At 66.8% G+C, this 17,138-nt stretch carries 19 protein-coding genes; 14 read left to right on the forward strand and 5 right to left on the reverse strand.

Annotated elements, in window-relative coordinates; translation table 11 throughout:
• Positions 1-72: 72 nt before the first annotated feature.
• Positions 73-2,235 (forward strand): acyl-CoA dehydrogenase family protein, encoded by a 2,163-nt coding sequence (locus tag AC4ELH_RS11215; protein ID WP_498884507.1) that lies wholly within the window; start codon positions 73-75, stop codon positions 2,233-2,235.
• A 13-nt stretch (positions 2,236-2,248) separates the two neighbouring features.
• Here the strand turns inward: AC4ELH_RS11215 and AC4ELH_RS11220 are convergent, their stop codons facing one another.
• Both AC4ELH_RS11220 and AC4ELH_RS11225 read right to left on the reverse strand, forming a co-directional pair.
• On the reverse strand, positions 2,249-3,022 hold the full coding sequence (locus AC4ELH_RS11220; RefSeq protein WP_064882028.1) for an SDR family oxidoreductase: 774 nt from the start codon (positions 3,020-3,022) through the stop codon (positions 2,249-2,251).
• Positions 3,019-3,837 carry a MerR family transcriptional regulator gene (locus AC4ELH_RS11225; protein WP_082941655.1) on the reverse strand — a complete coding sequence of 273 codons (819 nt, stop codon included), beginning with the start codon at positions 3,835-3,837 and terminating at the stop codon, positions 3,019-3,021. The genes AC4ELH_RS11220 and AC4ELH_RS11225 overlap by 4 nt, the downstream gene beginning before the upstream one ends.
• Positions 3,838-3,925: 88 nt before the next feature.
• On the opposite strand from AC4ELH_RS11225, the gene AC4ELH_RS11230 reads away from it, so the two are divergent.
• Both AC4ELH_RS11230 and AC4ELH_RS11235 read left to right on the forward strand, forming a co-directional pair.
• The gene (locus tag AC4ELH_RS11230) at positions 3,926-4,288 is read left to right on the forward strand and encodes a nuclear transport factor 2 family protein (RefSeq protein ID WP_498884508.1); all 363 of its coding nucleotides are present in this window, start codon (positions 3,926-3,928) and stop codon (positions 4,286-4,288) included.
• A 27-nt stretch (positions 4,289-4,315) separates the two neighbouring features.
• On the forward strand, positions 4,316-5,206 hold the full coding sequence (locus AC4ELH_RS11235; protein WP_064882024.1) for an alpha/beta hydrolase: 891 nt from the start codon (positions 4,316-4,318) through the stop codon (positions 5,204-5,206).
• A 241-nt stretch (positions 5,207-5,447) separates the two neighbouring features.
• Here the strand turns inward: AC4ELH_RS11235 and AC4ELH_RS11240 are convergent, their stop codons facing one another.
• On the reverse strand, positions 5,448-6,983 hold the full coding sequence (locus tag AC4ELH_RS11240; RefSeq protein WP_064882020.1) for an APC family permease: 1,536 nt from the start codon (positions 6,981-6,983) through the stop codon (positions 5,448-5,450).
• A 185-nt stretch (positions 6,984-7,168) separates the two neighbouring features.
• On the opposite strand from AC4ELH_RS11240, the gene AC4ELH_RS11245 reads away from it, so the two are divergent.
• Genes AC4ELH_RS11245 through AC4ELH_RS11290 form a run of 10 tightly spaced genes read left to right on the forward strand, consistent with a single transcriptional unit; the run spans position 7,169 to position 14,985 of the window.
• Positions 7,169-8,449, forward strand: coding sequence for a class-III pyridoxal-phosphate-dependent aminotransferase (locus tag AC4ELH_RS11245; protein ID WP_064957843.1), 1,281 nt, complete (start codon positions 7,169-7,171; stop codon positions 8,447-8,449).
• Complete coding sequence (locus tag AC4ELH_RS11250; RefSeq protein ID WP_448448099.1) at positions 8,446-9,993, forward strand: aldehyde dehydrogenase family protein; 1,548 nt, start codon at positions 8,446-8,448, stop codon at positions 9,991-9,993. The genes AC4ELH_RS11245 and AC4ELH_RS11250 overlap by 4 nt, the downstream gene beginning before the upstream one ends.
• A gap of 4 nt (positions 9,994-9,997) precedes the next feature.
• Positions 9,998-10,603, forward strand: a complete 606-nt coding sequence (locus tag AC4ELH_RS11255) for a BMC domain-containing protein (protein WP_064957841.1) — start codon at positions 9,998-10,000, stop codon at positions 10,601-10,603.
• Positions 10,600-11,136: a hypothetical protein gene (locus AC4ELH_RS11260; RefSeq protein ID WP_448448096.1), complete on the forward strand. Its 537-nt coding sequence runs from the start codon at positions 10,600-10,602 to the stop codon at positions 11,134-11,136. The genes AC4ELH_RS11255 and AC4ELH_RS11260 overlap by 4 nt, the downstream gene beginning before the upstream one ends.
• Positions 11,130-11,387 (forward strand): EutN/CcmL family microcompartment protein, encoded by a 258-nt coding sequence (locus tag AC4ELH_RS11265; RefSeq protein ID WP_064882011.1) that lies wholly within the window; start codon positions 11,130-11,132, stop codon positions 11,385-11,387. The genes AC4ELH_RS11260 and AC4ELH_RS11265 overlap by 7 nt, the downstream gene beginning before the upstream one ends.
• A 31-nt stretch (positions 11,388-11,418) precedes the next feature.
• Positions 11,419-11,700, forward strand: coding sequence for a BMC domain-containing protein (locus AC4ELH_RS11270; protein WP_019347921.1), 282 nt, complete (start codon positions 11,419-11,421; stop codon positions 11,698-11,700).
• A 2-nt stretch (positions 11,701-11,702) separates the two neighbouring features.
• The gene (locus AC4ELH_RS11275; RefSeq protein WP_064882009.1) at positions 11,703-12,365 is read left to right on the forward strand and encodes a hypothetical protein; all 663 of its coding nucleotides are present in this window, start codon (positions 11,703-11,705) and stop codon (positions 12,363-12,365) included.
• Positions 12,365-13,369, forward strand: a complete 1,005-nt coding sequence (locus AC4ELH_RS11280) for a phosphotransferase enzyme family protein (RefSeq protein WP_448448093.1) — start codon at positions 12,365-12,367, stop codon at positions 13,367-13,369. Before AC4ELH_RS11275 ends, AC4ELH_RS11280 begins: the two co-directional genes overlap by 1 nt.
• A 19-nt stretch (positions 13,370-13,388) precedes the next feature.
• A complete protein-coding gene (gene fabG / locus AC4ELH_RS11285; RefSeq protein ID WP_064913152.1) occupies positions 13,389-14,168 on the forward strand; it encodes a 3-oxoacyl-ACP reductase FabG in 780 nt (259 codons plus the stop codon).
• Between the two features lie 49 nt (positions 14,169-14,217).
• The gene (locus AC4ELH_RS11290) at positions 14,218-14,985 is read left to right on the forward strand and encodes a GntR family transcriptional regulator (RefSeq protein ID WP_498884514.1); all 768 of its coding nucleotides are present in this window, start codon (positions 14,218-14,220) and stop codon (positions 14,983-14,985) included.
• A 55-nt stretch (positions 14,986-15,040) separates the two neighbouring features.
• Here the strand turns inward: AC4ELH_RS11290 and AC4ELH_RS11295 are convergent, their stop codons facing one another.
• Complete coding sequence (locus AC4ELH_RS11295) at positions 15,041-15,322, reverse strand: hypothetical protein (protein WP_448448091.1); 282 nt, start codon at positions 15,320-15,322, stop codon at positions 15,041-15,043.
• Between the two features lie 48 nt (positions 15,323-15,370).
• The gene (locus AC4ELH_RS11300; protein WP_498884516.1) at positions 15,371-16,363 is read right to left on the reverse strand and encodes an alpha/beta hydrolase; all 993 of its coding nucleotides are present in this window, start codon (positions 16,361-16,363) and stop codon (positions 15,371-15,373) included.
• A gap of 69 nt (positions 16,364-16,432) precedes the next feature.
• Between AC4ELH_RS11300 and AC4ELH_RS11305 the strand changes: the two genes are divergently transcribed.
• Positions 16,433-17,134 carry a UdgX family uracil-DNA binding protein gene (locus AC4ELH_RS11305; RefSeq protein WP_448448087.1) on the forward strand — a complete coding sequence of 234 codons (702 nt, stop codon included), beginning with the start codon at positions 16,433-16,435 and terminating at the stop codon, positions 17,132-17,134.
• Positions 17,135-17,138: the final 4 nt, after the last annotated feature.

The following is a 17,138-nucleotide window of genomic DNA, read 5'->3' on the forward strand; positions in this document are numbered from 1 at the left end:
GTCCACCCGGCGTCGGATTGTGACCTGCATCACGTCGACTTAACCGCGTAACCCCCGTTAGCTTCGCTAACCATGACTAAGTCTGCGCTGGCCATCACCGAAGAGCACCTGGATCTCGCCGATGCGGCACTCGGGCAGCTGAACCGCCTCGACAGCCGCGCAGCCGCCCGCGCCACCCTGGAGGAGGCGGGCAGCTATCCCGACGAGATCTGGGCGGCCGGCGCCGCGCTCGGCTGGAACGGACTGGCCATCTCCGAAGAGTACGGGGGCTCGGGCTTCGGCCTGCCCGAGCTCGCCGTGGTGGCTGAGGTCGCCGGACGCGAACTGTGCCCGGGTCCGTTCCTGCCCACAGTGTCCGCCTCGGTGGTCATCGACCGCTACGCAGCGGATTCCGTTCGCGCCGAACTCCTCCCGGGCCTCGCCGAGGGAACGACGGTGGCAGCACTCGGACTGGCCGGCTCGGTGAGCATCGACGCCGACGGACTCCTCGGCGGACAGGCCCGCGCGGTGCTGGGCGCCCCCGACGCGCAGGTGCTGGTCCTGGCCGCCGGCGACGACGTCGTCATCCTGGACGCGATGGCGGACGGAATCACCGTCACCGCACAGGATTCCCTGGACACCACCCGGAGCATCGGCGCGGTCGACCTGCGTGCCGTGGCCGTCGACGAGAGCCGGATCCTGCGTGGCGCGGCGCGCGGGGCCCGCACGGTGTTCCGCATCCTCGGCTCAGCCGAGGCGGTCGGTGTCGCCTGGGCCGCACTGGACATGGCCGTCGAGTACGCCAAGGTACGTGAGCAGTTCGGTCGCACCATCGGCACCTTCCAGGCCGTCAAACACCACGCGGCCAACATGCTCGTCGACGCCGAACAGACCACCGCAGCAGTGTGGGACGCCGCCCGCGCCGACACTCTCGACGGTGCCCGGTTCGCCGCCGCGGTGGCCGCCGCCCACGCCATCCGGGCCCAGATCTTCTGCGCCCAGACCAACGTTCAACTGCACGGCGGCATCGCCTTCACCTGGGAGCACGACGCGCACCTGTACCTGCGCCGGGCCCGGACCCTGGCCGCGGTGCTCGGTGACGGCGCCGATCCGCTGGTCGACGTCGTCGACGGGCAGCGCAGCGGGCAGGCGCACGGGGCGTCGTTCACACTGCCCGAAGACGCCGAGCAGTATCGCCAGGACGCGCAGGCCGCGGCATCGGCGGTGCGGGCGCTGCCCGAGGACAAGCGCCGCGACTATCTGGTGGATTCCGGCTACCTGGTGCCGCACTGGCCCAAGCCCTACGGGCGCGCCGCAGATGTGTTGGAACAGTTGGTGATCGAGGAAGAATTCACCGACATCGAGCGCGCAGACATGGGCATCACCGGCTGGGTGACTCTGACCATCGCCCAAGCCGGTACCGACGATCAGCGCGAGCGCTGGGTGGAACCCGTGCTGCGCGGTCAGGTGATGTGGTGCCAGCTGTTCTCCGAGCCGGGAGCGGGTTCGGACGCGGCCGCCGTGCGGACCGCCGCCAAGAAGGTCGACGGCGGCTGGCGGGTAACGGGTCAGAAGGTGTGGACCAGCCTGGCTCAGCACTGCCAGTGGGGCCTGGCCACCGTGCGCACCGACCCCGACGCACCCAAGCACGCCGGCGTCACGATGATGGCGATCGACATGAAATCACCTGGAGTGACGGTGAATCCGTTGCGTGGCCTGACCGGTGACGCACACTTCAACGAGGTGTTCTTCGATGACGTGTTCGTTCCGGACGCCGACGTGGTCGGCGACGTGAACAAGGGCTGGCTGGTCGCGCGGGCCACCCTGGGCAATGAGCGCATCTCGATCGGCGGCGGGTCCGCGGCCCCGACCGGATTCGACGCCGACGAGCTGGTCGCCCTGATCGACGCCGGCCCCGACGGCGCGCGGTACGTGCGCCGCGCCGGCGAAGTGATTGCCGTCGGCCACACGCTCCGGTTGCTGAACCTGCGCCGGGTCAGCCGGGCCATCGCAGGCACCGAGCCAGGACCGGAGGGCAACGTCACCAAGCTGCTGGTAGCCGAGCACTCACAGCATCTGACTGAACTCGGTATGGACCTGGTCGGGACGGCCGGGGTGACCGGACAGACAACGAAGCTGACCCGGGCCTACCTCGGCAACCGAGCGATGACGATCGCCGGTGGCACATCGGAGATCACCCGCAACACCATCGCCGAACGCATCCTCGGCCTGCCCCGCGACCCGCTGCTGAAATAGCTCGCGGGCGCCTCTACACCGTCGGGACGGTACCGCCGTCGACGACAATGTCGGCACCCACGATGGAAGAGGCCGCATCCGACACCAGAAACGCGACCACTTCTGCGACTTCGGCAGGCTGGGCCGGCCTGCCGAGCGGGATGCCACCGAGCGCGGACATCAGCGATTCGAGGGCGTCCTCTCGGGATCCGTCGGTGGCCGTGGCAATGCGATCGATCAACGCCTCGGCCGCCGTGGTCTGGATGAACCCGGGTGAAACGGTGTTGACCCGAACACCTTTGGCCGCCAGTTCATTGGCCAGGCCCTTGCTGTAGGCCCGCAGCGCCGCCTTGGCCGCGGCGTACCCCAGGGTTCCGTCGTAGAGCGGCATCCGGCTCTGGATCGATCCGACGTGCACCACCGCACCCCGGCCGTCGTCGATCATCGTCGGCAGCAATGCCCGGTCGAGCCGGACCGCCGCCAGCAGGTTCAGGTTCAGCTCGTCGGCCCAGTTCCGATCGCTCAGCGATGCGAACCCTCCGGGTGGTGCGCTGGAGCCGCCCGCCGTGTGGACCACGATGTGCGCGCCGCCGTTCTGACGGATGTGCGACGCCAGGTCGGCGATGTCGGCCGCCGAGGTGAGGTCCGCGGCGAGGAAATCGTCTGCCGCCGCGGCGCCGTCACGGTCGGGGCGACGAGCCACCGCGGTGACGTGAGCGCCGGCGGCCCGTAGTCGGTGGACGATCGCCGCGCCGGCACCCTTGGTACCGCCGGTGACCACCGCGCGCCGCCCGTCGAGGGCGTTCATGCGTCGGCCCGAAAGACCGGCCAGCACAGAGTGGTACGCCACTGCGCGGAATCATCTGTGTCCCAGACGAATCGCTCGTAGTACTCGCGCAGCGGACCCTCGACACTGATCTCCCGCTGTGTCGCATACTCGCCGAGTGCGCTGTATGCCAGGTCCACATCATCGTGGGGACCACGGTGGTTCACCACCGCGAGTTCGGCCGCCGGGACGGTCTGCCGTTCGACCCGGCCGACCGGGCGAACGCGGCCGTCGACCGGGATGAAGACCGTCGCGGCGCCGCGGTCACCACTGAAGATGTCGAACCCGAACAACGCGCCGGGTGCGCCGGTCGCCACCAGCCCGGGATCGGCGTGGACCGTGGCGCGAAGTTCCCCGACCGCGCCCTGCCACCAGGCCGGCAGATCGTCACGATCCACCGTCGCCGTGATCGCGGCGGCCGCAACCGCCGGGACACTGCGGTACTCGATACTCGACGTCTCATCCGGCGGCTCCAGGATGGCCCGCAAGGACTCGACGGCGCTGCGGGTGGCGGTAAGCCGATCCTCCAGCCGTCGCAGATGATCACTGATCAACGCATTGCGCTCGGCCGGTGCGACAGCGAGCACCGCGCGTAAATCGGCGATCGGCATGTCGAGCTGACGCAGGCGGCGCACCACTTGCGCAGTGGCCACCTGCTCGACGGTGTAGTAGCGATAGCCCGAAGAAGAGTCGATGCGGTCGGGTACGAGCAGGCCTACCTCGTGGTAGTGCCGCAGCGTCTTGACCGGCAATTGCGTCATCCGCGAGAAGTCGCCGATGGACAGGGCGATGTTCACGTGCCCAGTGTGGCGTCTCCCCCAGGGGGAGACTCAAGCACGGCGCCGGGGTTGACTCTCCCGCCGCCGACGACGCGAGCCTGACGTCATGTCCCGTGATATCTCAGATCAGCTCCCCGCAGTCGTGCGCCGCTACGTCGACGCAGTCAACGCCTTCGACACCGATGCCGTGCTGGCCACCTTCACGGCGGACGCCGTGGTCAACGACAACCACCGCGAGTTCGCCGATACCGCGGCCATCCGCACTTGGATCGCCCGGGAAATCACCGGTGACCGCGTCACCATGGAGGTCACCGACGCCGACGTACGGCCAGGGGTGATCGTCGTGTGCGCGCGCTATGACGGCGAGTTCGACAAGACGAACCTGCCTGACGAACTGATCCTGACGAACTACATCGTGGTCCGTGACGACGCGGTCGCGGCACTGTTTATAGCCTTCAACAACAGCTGACCAGACCGGCACGGTAGAACTGACGGTGTGACCGTCAGCACAGCCTTTCACCCCGATCTTGAACGCATCGCCCGGTTCATCCCGCGCCAGCTGGTGACCAGGCGTTCGCTGCCGTTGCTGCAGCGGCTGACCCGCCTGCAGAACCGGCAGACACCCAAGGACGTCGAGGTGTTGACCCTGAGCTCGGGAGCAGGCGTCCGGCTGTTTCGCCCGAAGGGAGTCACCGAGCCGACGCCGGCGCTGCTGTGGATCCACGGCGGCGGCTACGTGCTGGGTAGCCCGGCACAGGATGACGCCCTGTGCCGGCGGTTCGCCAAGGAACTCGGTGCCACCGTGGCCGCCGTCAAGTATCGGCTGGCGCCGCAGAATCCCTACCCGGCCGGGTTGGAGGACTGCTATGCCGCGCTGAAGTGGCTGGCGGGGCTGCCCGCGGTCGATCCCACCCGGGTCGCCGTCGCCGGTGCCAGCGCCGGAGGCGGCCTGGCCGCGGCGCTCGCCCTGCTGGCCCGCGATCGCGGGGAGGTACAGCTGGCGGCCCAGATCCTGGTGTATCCGATGCTGGACGACCGCTCGGTGGGCCCGGAGCTGGAGAACCCCGGTCATCGGCTGTGGACCCAGGGCAGCAACAGATTCGGCTGGTCGGCCTACCTCGGCGGCGCCGATCCGGCCGTCGCCGTACCGGGTCGCCGCCAGGATCTGGCCGGGCTGCCGCCGACCTGGATCGGGGTGGGCACGCTGGACCTGTTCCACGACGAGGACCTGGCCTACGCCGAGCGGCTGCGCGCGGCGGGGGTGGACTGCCAAGTCGAGCAGGTGTACGGAGCTTTCCACGGGTTCGATCAGATCGCAGCGAAAACCCCCGTGGCCCAAGCCTTCATGGCCAGTCAAGCCGGCTATCTACGGGCGGCGTTCGGCTAGTTCGCGGCGGTGACGCAGGTACACGCAGGCCCGTTCCAGCAGACAGCGGTCGGCTCTCGAGAGGGAACCGGCCCTGGGCACCAGGCACTGGACGGTCCGGGCGAAGCGCAGGCATAGCTGGTCGGTTGTCATACCGAACTCGAGCCAGACGTCGTCCTCGCGCGGACCCCCGTAGGGAGCCCACGCGAGGACGAACTTCAGCAGGAGACGCTCGAAGGAGTCCATCTACCGGTCGAACGCGTCAATCTCGAACAACGTTGTCCTCGAACACGATCCGGCCGATCAACTCGTAGCGGCGCGGATCGCGCAGCTTGAAGTAGGTGGCCATTCCAGCGCCGAGGACGAAGATGCCCACCACGATCCACGGCGTCAGTTTGAACAGCAGGGTGCCGGATGCGGTGCCCGCGGCGGCGTCCTTGTGTTCCCACAGCAGGTACACGACATAGAGCATGCCGATCCCGCCGAGGCCGGGGGCGATGAGCGTCTTGAACCAGTGCTTGGACACCGGGTGGTTCTTCCGGATGTGGAAGTAGCTGATCACCGAGAAGGCACACAGCGACTGCACGATCAGGATCGCCATCGTCCCGAGGATCGCGAGCAGCGTGTACATGTGCACGTAGGGATCCATTCCGGCGAACAGGAAGGCCAGGATGATCACCAGTGCGATACCGCTCTGCACGAACGAGGCGATGTAGGGCGAACCGTGTGTGGGATGTGTTGAGCCGATGGTCTTCTGCAGTCCCTTGGACAGACCTTCGCGACCGAGCGCGTAGAGGTAGCGCGAGGCACAGTTGTGGAATGCCATCCCGCAGGCGAACGATCCGGTGACCAGCAGCACGTTGAACACCGTGATCGCCCATTCGCCGTAGGCATCCCGCACCGGGGCGAAGAAGATCTCCGAGGACGTGGCGGAGTCCTGCGCGAGTTCCACCGCGTGCTGCGGACCGGTACCGGCGATCGCCATCCAGGACACGAACACGTAGAACACGCCGACACCGACGACGCTCAGCATCGTGGCGCGGGGGATGATCTTCTTGGGGTTACGCGACTCCTCGCCGTACATGGCGGTCGACTCGAACCCGACCCATGACCAGAATGCGAAGAACAGGCCCAATCCGGCGCTCGCACCGGCGATTCCAGCTGCCGGAGAGAAGGCGCCAATCGGGTTGATGGTCTCGGCGATCGCGAATCCCTGCGGGCCGCCGCCTTTGAACAGCACCGCCACCGCGCCGAGCGCCAACATCACGATCTCGGTCACCAGGAACACGCCGAGCACCTTGGCGGTCAGGTTGACATCGAAGTAGGTCAGGGCCGCGTTGATCACCAGCATCAGCAATGCCGGGATGATCCAGTGGATATGGACACCGAGCTGGGATTGCATGAAGTTCTGGAAGAAGAACGAGAAGATCCCGATGAGCGAGGCCTCGAAAACCACGTAGGCCATGGTGATCAGCCCGCCGCTGGCCATCCCGACGATACGGCCGAGGCCGTGGGAGATGTAGCCGTAGAACGCGCCGGTGGTGGTGATGTGCTTGGCCATGGTCGCGTAGCCGACGGCGAAGAGGCCGAGGACGACCGTCGCCACGATGTAGCCGGCTGGAGCGTGTGAACCATTTCCGAAGCCAACTGCGATCGGGACATTGCCGACCATTGCGGTGATCGGTGCAGCCGTCGCCACCGCCATGAAGATCACGCCGACCGTCCCGACGGCGTTGCGCTTTAGTCGCTGTACATCGTGAGCTGCAGATTCGCTCTTTGCGACAACTTGTTCGGTCATCTAGCGGAATACCTTCCAGGTAACAGTGGATGCTCGATGTGGCCTGGGCCACAGTGCGAACCTAAGGCATATTGGCACGACCAAAAGCGGTTCGCAAGCGCTACTCGCAACCATTGACACAAATGGTTGCGACCGTTTACGGTGAGGGCCATCACAGCTACCGGGTAGCTACTCAAGGGAGCCGCATGTACGACTACGGCACGTTCACGTTCGAATCCAAAGCCGAAGTGCTGGATAGGGCGAAGACGTTCTGGAATCCAGACAAGACGCAGTTCTGGACCGATACGGGTGTCGATCTGGTGATCGACCGCAGGGAAGGCTACTTCCTATGGGATATGGAGCAGCGTCGTCTCATCGACATGCACCTCAACGGCGGCACCTACAACCTCGGTCACCGCAATCCCGAAGTGATGCAGGCGATTACCGAAGGCATGCAACACTTCGACGTCGGTAACCACCACTTTCCCTCGGTGGCCCGTACCGCCCTGGCGCAGCGCCTGGTCGAGACGGCCCCGGCATCGATCAAGAAGGTCGCGTTCGGGTCAGGTGGCGGCGAGGCCATCGACATCGCGCTCAAGAGCGCCCGGCACGCGACCAAGCGCCGCAAGATCGTCTCGATCGTCAAGGCCTATCACGGCCACACCGGCCTGGCGGTGGCCACCGGCGACGACAGGTTCGCCAAGTTCTTCCTGGCCGACCAACCCGATGAGTTCCTGCAGGTGCCGTTCAACGACATCGCCGCGATGGAGAAGGTGCTGGCTCCCGGCGATGTCGCCGCGGTGATCATGGAGACCATCCCGGCCACCTACGGATTCCCCCTTCCCGCACCGGGATACCTGGAAGCGGTAAAGGCCGCGACCGAGAAGCACGGCACGCTCTACATCGCCGACGAGGTGCAGACCGGTCTGATGCGCACCGGTGAACTGTGGGCCATCACCAAACACGGCATCGAACCCGACATCCTGGTCACCGGCAAGGGCCTGTCCGGCGGCATGTACCCGATCACCGCGGCCCTGCTCGGCGATCGGGCAGCGCAGTGGCTCGATGAGGACGGCTTCGGACACATCTCCACCTTCGGCGGCGCCGAACTCGGTTGTGTCGCGGCGATCAAGACCCTGGAGATCTGTACCCGCCCCGAGGTGCGCTCGATGGTCCATTACATCTCCGACATCTTCGACCAGGGCCTGCGCCGCATCCAGGCCGACCATCCGGACTGGTTCGTCGGGATCCGGCAGAACGGTGTGGTCATCGGTCTGGAGTTCGACCATCCCGAGGGCGCGAAGTTCGTGATGCGCGAGCTCTACCAGAACGGGGTCTGGGCGATCTTCTCGACACTGGATCCCCGTGTGCTGCAGTTCAAACCGGGTCTTCTGCTCTCGCGCGAGTTGTGCGAAGACGTCCTGGACCGCCTCGAAGTAGCGGTGAGCCGGGCCAAGACCGCCGCCATCGGACGGAAGGCATCATGACCAGTACTGCACAGGCGGGCCACATGCTCGAACGGGCCAGATGGGCCGCCGCGGCCTACGCCGACTACGACGCAGCCGCGGTGAACAACATCGTCAACGCGGTGGCCGAGGCCGGCTACGCCGAGGCCGAGCGCTTTGCCGCCGAGGCGGTCGCCGAGACCGGCATGGGTGTGGTGGCTGACAAGGTCACCAAGAACCGGGCCTGCTCGCGCGGCATCGTCGATTACTACCGCGGAGAAGACTATGTGTCACCCCGGATCGACGAGGCTCGCAAGATCGTCGAACTGCCTCGCCCCGCGGGGGTGGTGCTGGCACTGACGCCCACCACCAATCCCGTTGCCACCGTGTATTTCAAGGTGATCCTGGCACTGATGACGCGCAACGCCGTCGTCGTCGCGCCCCATCCCCGGGCCAAGCAGTGCTCGGTCGAGGCCGCCCGCGTGCTCGCCGAGGCCGCCGTCGCGGCCGGTGCGCCCGACGGCATCGTGCAAGTCGTCGATGAGCCGTCGATTCCCCTGGTCCAGGCGCTCATGGCCGACGAACGCACCGACGTCATCGTCGCCACGGGCGGCACCGGCGTGGTCCGAGCCGCGTACTCGTCGGGCAACCCGGCGCTCGGGGTCGGCCCGGGCAACGTCCCCGTGTTCGTCGACGCCAGTGCAGACATCAACGCCGCCGCCAAGCGGATCGTGGACAGCAAGGCATTCGACAATTCGGTGCTGTGCACCAACGAGTCGGTGCTGATCGTCGAAGAGGCCGTCGCCGACAAGCTGCGCTCGGCGCTGACCCGGGCCGGGGCGCACATCCTCGACGAGGACGGCGCCCGGCGGCTGCGGGCCTACATGTTCGCCGACGGCCACCTCAACACCGATGTGGTCGGACGGGACGCTGCGTGGATCGCCGGGCAGGCCGGCCTGCGGGTGACCCCGAAGACCCGCGTGCTGATCGCGCCGTTCGACGACGTGATCACCGAGGAGATGCTGGCCCACGAGAAGCTGTCCCCGGTGCTCGGCATGACCACCGCTGCCGACGCCGCGCGAGGCATTCGCGCGGCCCGGGCCGTGGTGCGGATCGGCGGGGCCGGGCATTCGGCCGCCATCCACAGCGAGAACCCCTCGGTCATCACCGATTTCGCCGCGCAGGTTCCCGTGCTACGGGTATCGGTCAACGTCGGAAACTCCACCGGAAGCTCCGGGCTGGACACCAACCTGGCACCGTCGATGACCATCGGCACCGGGTTTGTCGGTCGCAGTTCGATCGGAGAGAACCTGCAGCCGCAGAACCTGGTCAACTGGGCCCGTGTCGCCTACAACAGCGACGCCGGGGTGCCGATGGGCAATTTCGCGGGCATCAACCCGTGGCACTCCCCCGCCGGTCCGGTGCCCGAATATCCCCGCGCCACCAACGACCGCGACGGCGTACCCGTCACGCCGCGCCGTTCGTACCCGGCTGCCAACCGGTCCTCGGACCCCGGGCTGGACACGCTGCGCGCCGAACTGCGCGCACTGGTCGTCGAAGAACTCGCACAACTGATCAAGAGGTAGGGCTGTGGCTGAACTTCGTTCCTTCATTTTCATCGACCGGCTGCAACCGCAGACCATGTCGTATCTGGGCACCTGGATCAAAGGTGCCCTGCCCCGGGCCGACCAGGCCGCCCAGATCATCGAAGTGGCTCCCGGTCTGGACATCGAGGGCGTCACCGACGTCGCCCTCAAACACGCCGAGGTCAAGGCCGGAATCCTGGTTGTCGAACGGCAATTCGGCTACCTGGAGTTCCACGGCGAGACCGGAGCGGTCAAAGCCGCTGCCGACGCCGCGCTCGACGAGCTGGGCGGCGACACCGGAAGCGCTGTGGCACCGAATGTGCTGGCCTCGCGGATCATCTCCAGCATCGACCATCAGCACGCATTCCTGATCAACCGCAACAAGATCGGGTCGATGGTGCTGCCGGGTGAGTCGTTGTTCGTACTCGAGGTCCAGCCCGCGTCGTACGCCATCCTGGCCACCAACGAGGCCGAGAAGGCCGCCGACATCAAGGTGGTCGACTTCCGGATGATCGGCGCCACCGGCCGCGTCTACCTGTCCGGCACCGAAGCCGACATCCGCACCGCGGCCGAGGCCGCCCAGGACGCACTCGCCAGGGCCACGGCATGAACCGTGACGAGCTGCGCGCCCTGGTGCGCGAGGTGGTGCGGGAGGCCGTCCGGGATGCCGGCGCCGCCGCCAAGACTCCGGGGCCGGTGGCTGTCCCCCCACCACCGGCTCCGGCTCCAACAGCACCGCCGACGGTCGCAGCATTGTCGGCACCGCCGACGGTCGCAGCCCAGTTCGGTGTGGAACCCACCGGGCCCCGCGCCGTCGACGGCAAGAACCGCACCGAGACCGTGCAGCTGGCCAACGACAGGGACCTCGACACCTTCGTCCGGAAGTTGTTGCGTCTCTTCGAAAGCCCCAAGACGCGCGCTGATCTGAAGGCCGGCCGGCTCAGGTTCCGGCTGGCCGGAGCATCCCGCACGTCGGCCGGCGGGGCCAGCAGGCGCATCGACAGCGGCGCGGTCACCGAACGCCAGATCGCCGACATGGCCGGCGGCACGCTCGTGCTCGGTCGCAAGGCGGTGCTCACCCCGCTGGCCCGGGAGAAGGCCCGCACCTTGGGAATCAAGATTGAAAAGGAGCCAAAGTGCTAGCAGCGACTGTCACCGGCAACGTGTGGTCGACCCGGCGCATCGACGGTATCCCCGCAGGCGCCTTCCTCGAGGTCGAGGTCGACGGCACCGGATCGAAGCTGATCGCCTTCGACGTCCTGGGTACCGGCGTGGGCGAGCACGTCCTCGTGGCCCAGGGCTCGGTGGCGTCGGGTTGGTTCACCGGAACCCCGCCGCCCGTCGACGCCCTCATCATCGGATCCATCGATATCAATACAGACACCCAACCCTGATAGCGAACCCAACAAATAAGGAGAAACACCTATGTCCAGCAACGCAATCGGATTGATCGAAACCAAAGGCTTCGTGGCTGCGCTCGCTGCCGCCGATGCCATGGTGAAGGCCGCCAACGTCACCATCACCGACCGGCAGCAGGTCGGCGACGGCCTGGTCGCCGTGATCGTCACCGGTGAGGTGGGTGCGGTCAAGGCCGCCACCGAGGCCGGCGCCGAGACTGCCTCCCAGGTGGGCGAACTGGTCAGCGTGCACGTCATCCCGCGTCCGCACAACGAGCTCGGCGCACACTTCTCGGTCGCCAGCAAGTAGTCATGCCTACCAAAGCGGAGGAGAGCACGCGGATTCGCACCCAGATCCGCGTCTACCTGTTGGTGGAGGACCTGCAGCGCCAGTTCGCTGCGTACCTCGGAACGCCGACCCGGGCCAGGGGATACCCGCCGTACGAGGGCGAGCATGCGCTCATCGTCGAGGTATCCCCCGCCCTGGCCATCGAGCGGGTGATCGATCTGGCCCTGCGTGAAGTCCCCGGCATACAGCCCGGAATCCTTTACGTGGAACGCCAATTCGGAGTCCTGGAGATCCACTCGGCCAACCTGGACGATGTCCGGCGGGCCGGCGAGGCGATCCTGGCCGGCACCGGCAACAAGGCATCCGATCAGTTGCGGCCGCGGGTCCTCTACCACGACATCATCGAGAGCATCACCGATCAGCACGCGGTGATCCTCAACCGCAACCGGCAGGCATCGATGATCCTGCCCGGGCAGTCGCTGCTGGTGTACGAGATGACCCCGGCGTTGTTCGCGGCGGTCGCGGCCAACGAGGCGGAGCGCGCCGCACCCGGGCTTACCGTGGTCGACGTGCAGATGATCGGCGCTGCTGGAAGGCTCTACATCGGTGGCAGCACCGCGGATGTCACGGTGGCACGGGACCGGATCACTGCAGTGCTCGACAGTATCGAAGGACGGGATCACTAATGGTCATCACCGACGAGATCGATGTCGCACAACTGGCGTTACGCCAGTACGACATCGGGACAGACGCGACCCTGAGGTTGCTGAACCTGTCCGAGAATGCCACGTATCTCGTCGAGGACGGCAGCACCCGGTCCATCCTTCGAGTGCACCGGCAGGACTACCACCGGCCCCACGAGATCGAGTCCGAACTGGACTGGCTGCAGGCACTTCAGACTGACAGTGACGTCACGGTGCCCTCGGTGCTACCGGCCAGAAACGGTCGGCGGCTGGTCACGGTCCAGGGCGAGGAGACCGGAGGAGTCGCCCGGCATGTCGTACATTTCGGCATGGTCGCCGGGGCCGAACCCGACGAGGGGTCGTTGACCCTCGACGATTTCCACACGCTGGGCCGGATCACCGCTGCGCTGCACGACCATTCGCAGCGGTGGGAACGCCCGCCCGGGTTCGGCCGGTTCTCGTGGGACTGGGAGCACAGCCTCGGCGCGAAACCGCGCTGGGGCCGCTGGCACGATGCCGAAGGCGTCGGCCCGGCCGAGCAACAGGTGCTCGAACGCGCCCAGGCACTGCTGCATGACCGGCTGCAGGCGTACGGCACCGGGTCCGACGTCTACGGGCTGATCCACGCCGATCTGCGGCTGGCCAACCTGTTGGTTGACCCTGATCCCGCAGGAACTCCCAACATCACCGTCATCGACTTCGATGATTGTGGATTCGGTTGGCACTTCTATGATTTCGGCACCGCCGTATCGTTCATCGAACACGACCCAGCCCTGCCGGAATGGCAGGACGCCTGGGTGAGCGGCTACCGCACGCGACGCGACCTGCCGGCCTCCGACGAGGACATGCTGGCCTCGTTCGTGCTGCTGCGCAGGCTATTGCTGCTGGCCTGGATGGGCAGCCACAGCCACTCCAGGGAATCGGCCACCAAGGCCATAAGCTATGCCGCGGGTAGCTGTGAACTCGCCGAGCGCTATCTGCGCTCCAACGGCCTCACCTTGACCTGACTCTCAAAGGATCTCAACCATGTTCGCATCGCTTCAGGGCCGCTCGGCCATCGTCACCGGCGGCAGCAAGGGCATCGGCCGCGGCATCGCCCAGACCTTCGCAAATGCCGGCGTGGACGTCTTGATCACCGGCCGCAACCAGGCCGACCTCGACGAGACGGTCTCGGCGCTCGCCGGCACCCCGGGTCGGGTCAGCGCCCTGCGCGCCGACGTCACCAGTCCTGAAGACGCCCGCCAGGTGGTGGACGCCGCCGTCGAACGGCACGGCGGCCTGGACATCGTCTGCGCCAACGCCGGCATCTTCCCGTCCGGACGCCTCGAAGACCTCACCCCCGACGACATCGACCAGGTCCTTGCGGTGAACTTCAAGGGCACCGTCTACATCGTGCAGGCCGCCCTGGCGGCACTGACCGCCAGCGGCCACGGACGCGTCGTCATCACCTCGTCGATCACCGGCCCGATCACCGGATACCCGGGCTGGTCGCACTACGGTGCATCCAAGGCCGCCCAGCTGGGCTTCCTGCGCACCGCGGCGATGGAACTGGCACCCAAGAAAATCACCGTCAACGCGGTCCTGCCGGGCAACATCGTCACCGAGGGGCTGGACGAAATGGGCCCCGATTACCTCAACCAAATGGCCTCGGCAGTACCTGCCGGTCGCCTCGGTTCGGTCGCCGACATCGGTAATGCGGCGTTGTTCTTCGCCACCGACGAGGCCGCCTACATCACCGGACAGTCGCTGGTCGTGGACGGCGGACAGATTCTGCCCGAATCGCACATGGCGATCGCTGAACTCTAGTTCAACCTGGATAGAATTGGCTGGACCAATACACGGGCAGGGGGCCGGGGTGGCAGTTCACAGCGAAGAGTTGCGCAGGCACATCGTCGCCGACATCAACGCGGGCACCCCCGGCGCCAAACTCGGCAGCGAGCGTGACCTGGCCGAACGCTACGGCACCAGTCGCTCCAGCCTGCGCCAGGTGCTGGCCGCGCTGGAAGAAGCTGGGATGGTGCACCGGGTGATCGGCCGGGCCGGCGGCATCTTCATCAGCCACGGTCAGGTGGAGCGGCACCTCTCCGACGTGGTCGGTGTGCCCGCCTTCCTGGCCAACCAGGGATATGTCGCCGGCACCCGGGTGCTCTCGACGCGCATCACCACCCCCGACGACGCCACCCGGAGCGCGCTGCGTCTGGGCGCAGGCGATTACGTCATCGAGATCCAGCGCGTGCGCCTGGCCGACGGCTCGCCCATCTCGCTCGAACACGCCCAGTTCCCCGCAGACGCCTTCCCCGGCCTGCTCGACCAGCAGTTGGGTGGGTCACTCTACGAAATCCTGCAATCCCAATACGGTTTGGTCACCGGCCGGGCCGATGAGCGGATCGAGGCAGTCAACGCCACCAGCAGTGAAGCCACTCTGCTCGGCATCAAGCCCAACGCGGCACTGCTGCTGATCACGCGGGTCACCTACGACCAGAACGGTTCCCCGTGCGAGTTCTCCCGCGACCTGTTCCGCGGGGACCGCACGGCGCTGGCCGTCACGGCGAAGGGCAGCGGCATCGCCACCCACGCCGATGCCAACACCGCCTCGGTCACACTGCAGCGCCAGGCCGGCTGAGACGGAATTCGCCGCCGCCCGTGCTGATTTCGCCAGCTTCGTCAAGGAGCGGCTGTCAACCGTCCTGAGACTCGTCGTCGGGGCTCACGATCCGGAAGCCGCCAGGCTCGGCGATCGCCTCGTCGACGTCGCGCGCAGGCCCCGGCCCGGCCGGCCGGTCGGGCCGCTCCGCATCCAGCTTGCTCTCGAGCGATTCCGGCTCGCCCGCCCGGTCGGCGCCGTGCCACTGCTCCGGCGGATCGACCACGTCGTCGCCGTCGGCGTTGGCGACTTCGTCGGAATCGGTTGACTCACTCGGCGAGAGAGTGTCGCCCGGGCCATTTTCGATATCGCTCATAGTGGTGGGATGCCCACGGCACCGCCGCGGGAAACTCCGGCAGATCGATCAGGCTGCACTCTGAGCAGGTGCGGCGGTCACACCTTTGACGAAGTCGCCCATGTAGCCGATGGCCTGCCTGCCTTCCGGCAGGATCTCGGCGGCGAGCGGGAAGTCGTGGATCTGGCCGCTCCAGACGTGAAGCTCACACGATGCATGCGCGGCGGCCAGCCGGTCGGCGACCAATTCCGAGTCTGCCAAGAGTAATTCGTCTGCGCCCACGTGGATCATGACCGGTGGCATACCCGTCAGATCCGCCGTGGCCGGATCGATCAACGGCTCGGCGTCACAACGGTTGGGCTCACATTGGCTGCGCCGCACACAGCGGGCGAAGGCCGACAACGCCGCCCCGGTGAACATCGAGCACCGAGAGACGTTGCGGTGAGCCAGTTTTTGCGCGGGGTCCAGATCGATCAACGGCGAGATCGCGGCCAGACCGGCCGCCGGCACCACACCGCGGTCCAACGACCTCAGCGCCGTCCCGAAGGCCAGGTATCCGCCGGCCGAGTCACCGGCGATCACTGTCCGCTCGGCGCCGTAACCCCGCTGTCGAAGCCAGGACAACCCGGCCAGGGCATCCTCGACGGCGTCGGCAAGGCCGCACACGGGCAACATCCGGTAGCCGACGTTGAGCACCAGTGCGTCTGCCGCAGCCGACAATCGAGAAGCCAGAGCACGGTGGGTGTTGAGCCCACAGGTAAGAAACGCCCCACCGTGCAAGTACAGAATCGCGTTACGCCCCGATGTCCCCGGTGCGCGCACCAGTTCCGTCGGGCAATTCGGCAGTGCCACGGGCTGCACCGACACCGACGATCGCCGCGGGACCACTCCGACGAGATGATCGATGGAGCTGAGCGGCCACGCCAGATCAGGCTGCAACGCCCAGGCACGGATCGCGTTCTTCACGGCGAATCGACAGCCGAATCCCAGGACCGCGGCCTCAAGGCTGCTCCTGCGATGCAATACCCGTTTAGCTGCGTATGCCCCGGTCATGTCGATCATCTCCTGTTGTCATGACAACGAATACCCGCACTTGCGCGTGGCAAACGGTTGATCGGGTATTCCACGGCAATGCACAGCGCAGCGCCATTCGTCCCCGAGACACATGAGTTGTCCGAGCTGGCCGGTGCGGCGCGGCACTGTGAAGGCTGTCCGCTATATCGCGACGCCACTCAGACTGTTTTCGGGTCCGGACGACCGTCCGCGCGGGTGATGCTGATCGGCGAGCAGCCGGGTGACCAGGAGGACCGGGCAGGAGAGCCCTTCGTCGGCCCGGCCGGCCGCCTCTTGGACAAAGCCCTGGCCGCTGCCGAGATCGACCGCGACGAGCTCTATCTGACCAACGCCGTGAAGCACTTCAAGTTCACCACCAATGAGCGCGGCAAACGCCGTATCCACAAGACCCCCAGCCGCACCGAGGTGGAGGCGTGCCGGCCATGGATCTTGGCTGAATTGGACACGGTTTCCCCAGAGGTCGTGGTCCTTCTCGGAGCGACTGCGGCTAAATCACTGCTGGGCAATGACTTTCGGATCTCGCGTCACCGAGGGGAGATCCTCCACATCGCAGGCCTGCCGTCCGGCGGGGACCCGGCGCTGGTAGCGACGATTCACCCGTCGGCCGTGCTGCGCGGACCGTCGGAGACCCGCGACGAAGCGTTCGACGGACTGGTGGCCGACCTTCGCACCGCCTACGCGACGACGCGCACCGTGCGCAGCGAAGGGTCGGCGGGGTCCGGCACGTTCATCCCTGCCGCCAAACCGGTGCGCAGGTAATCCA

This window comes from Mycobacterium shunyiense (assembly GCF_058270075.1).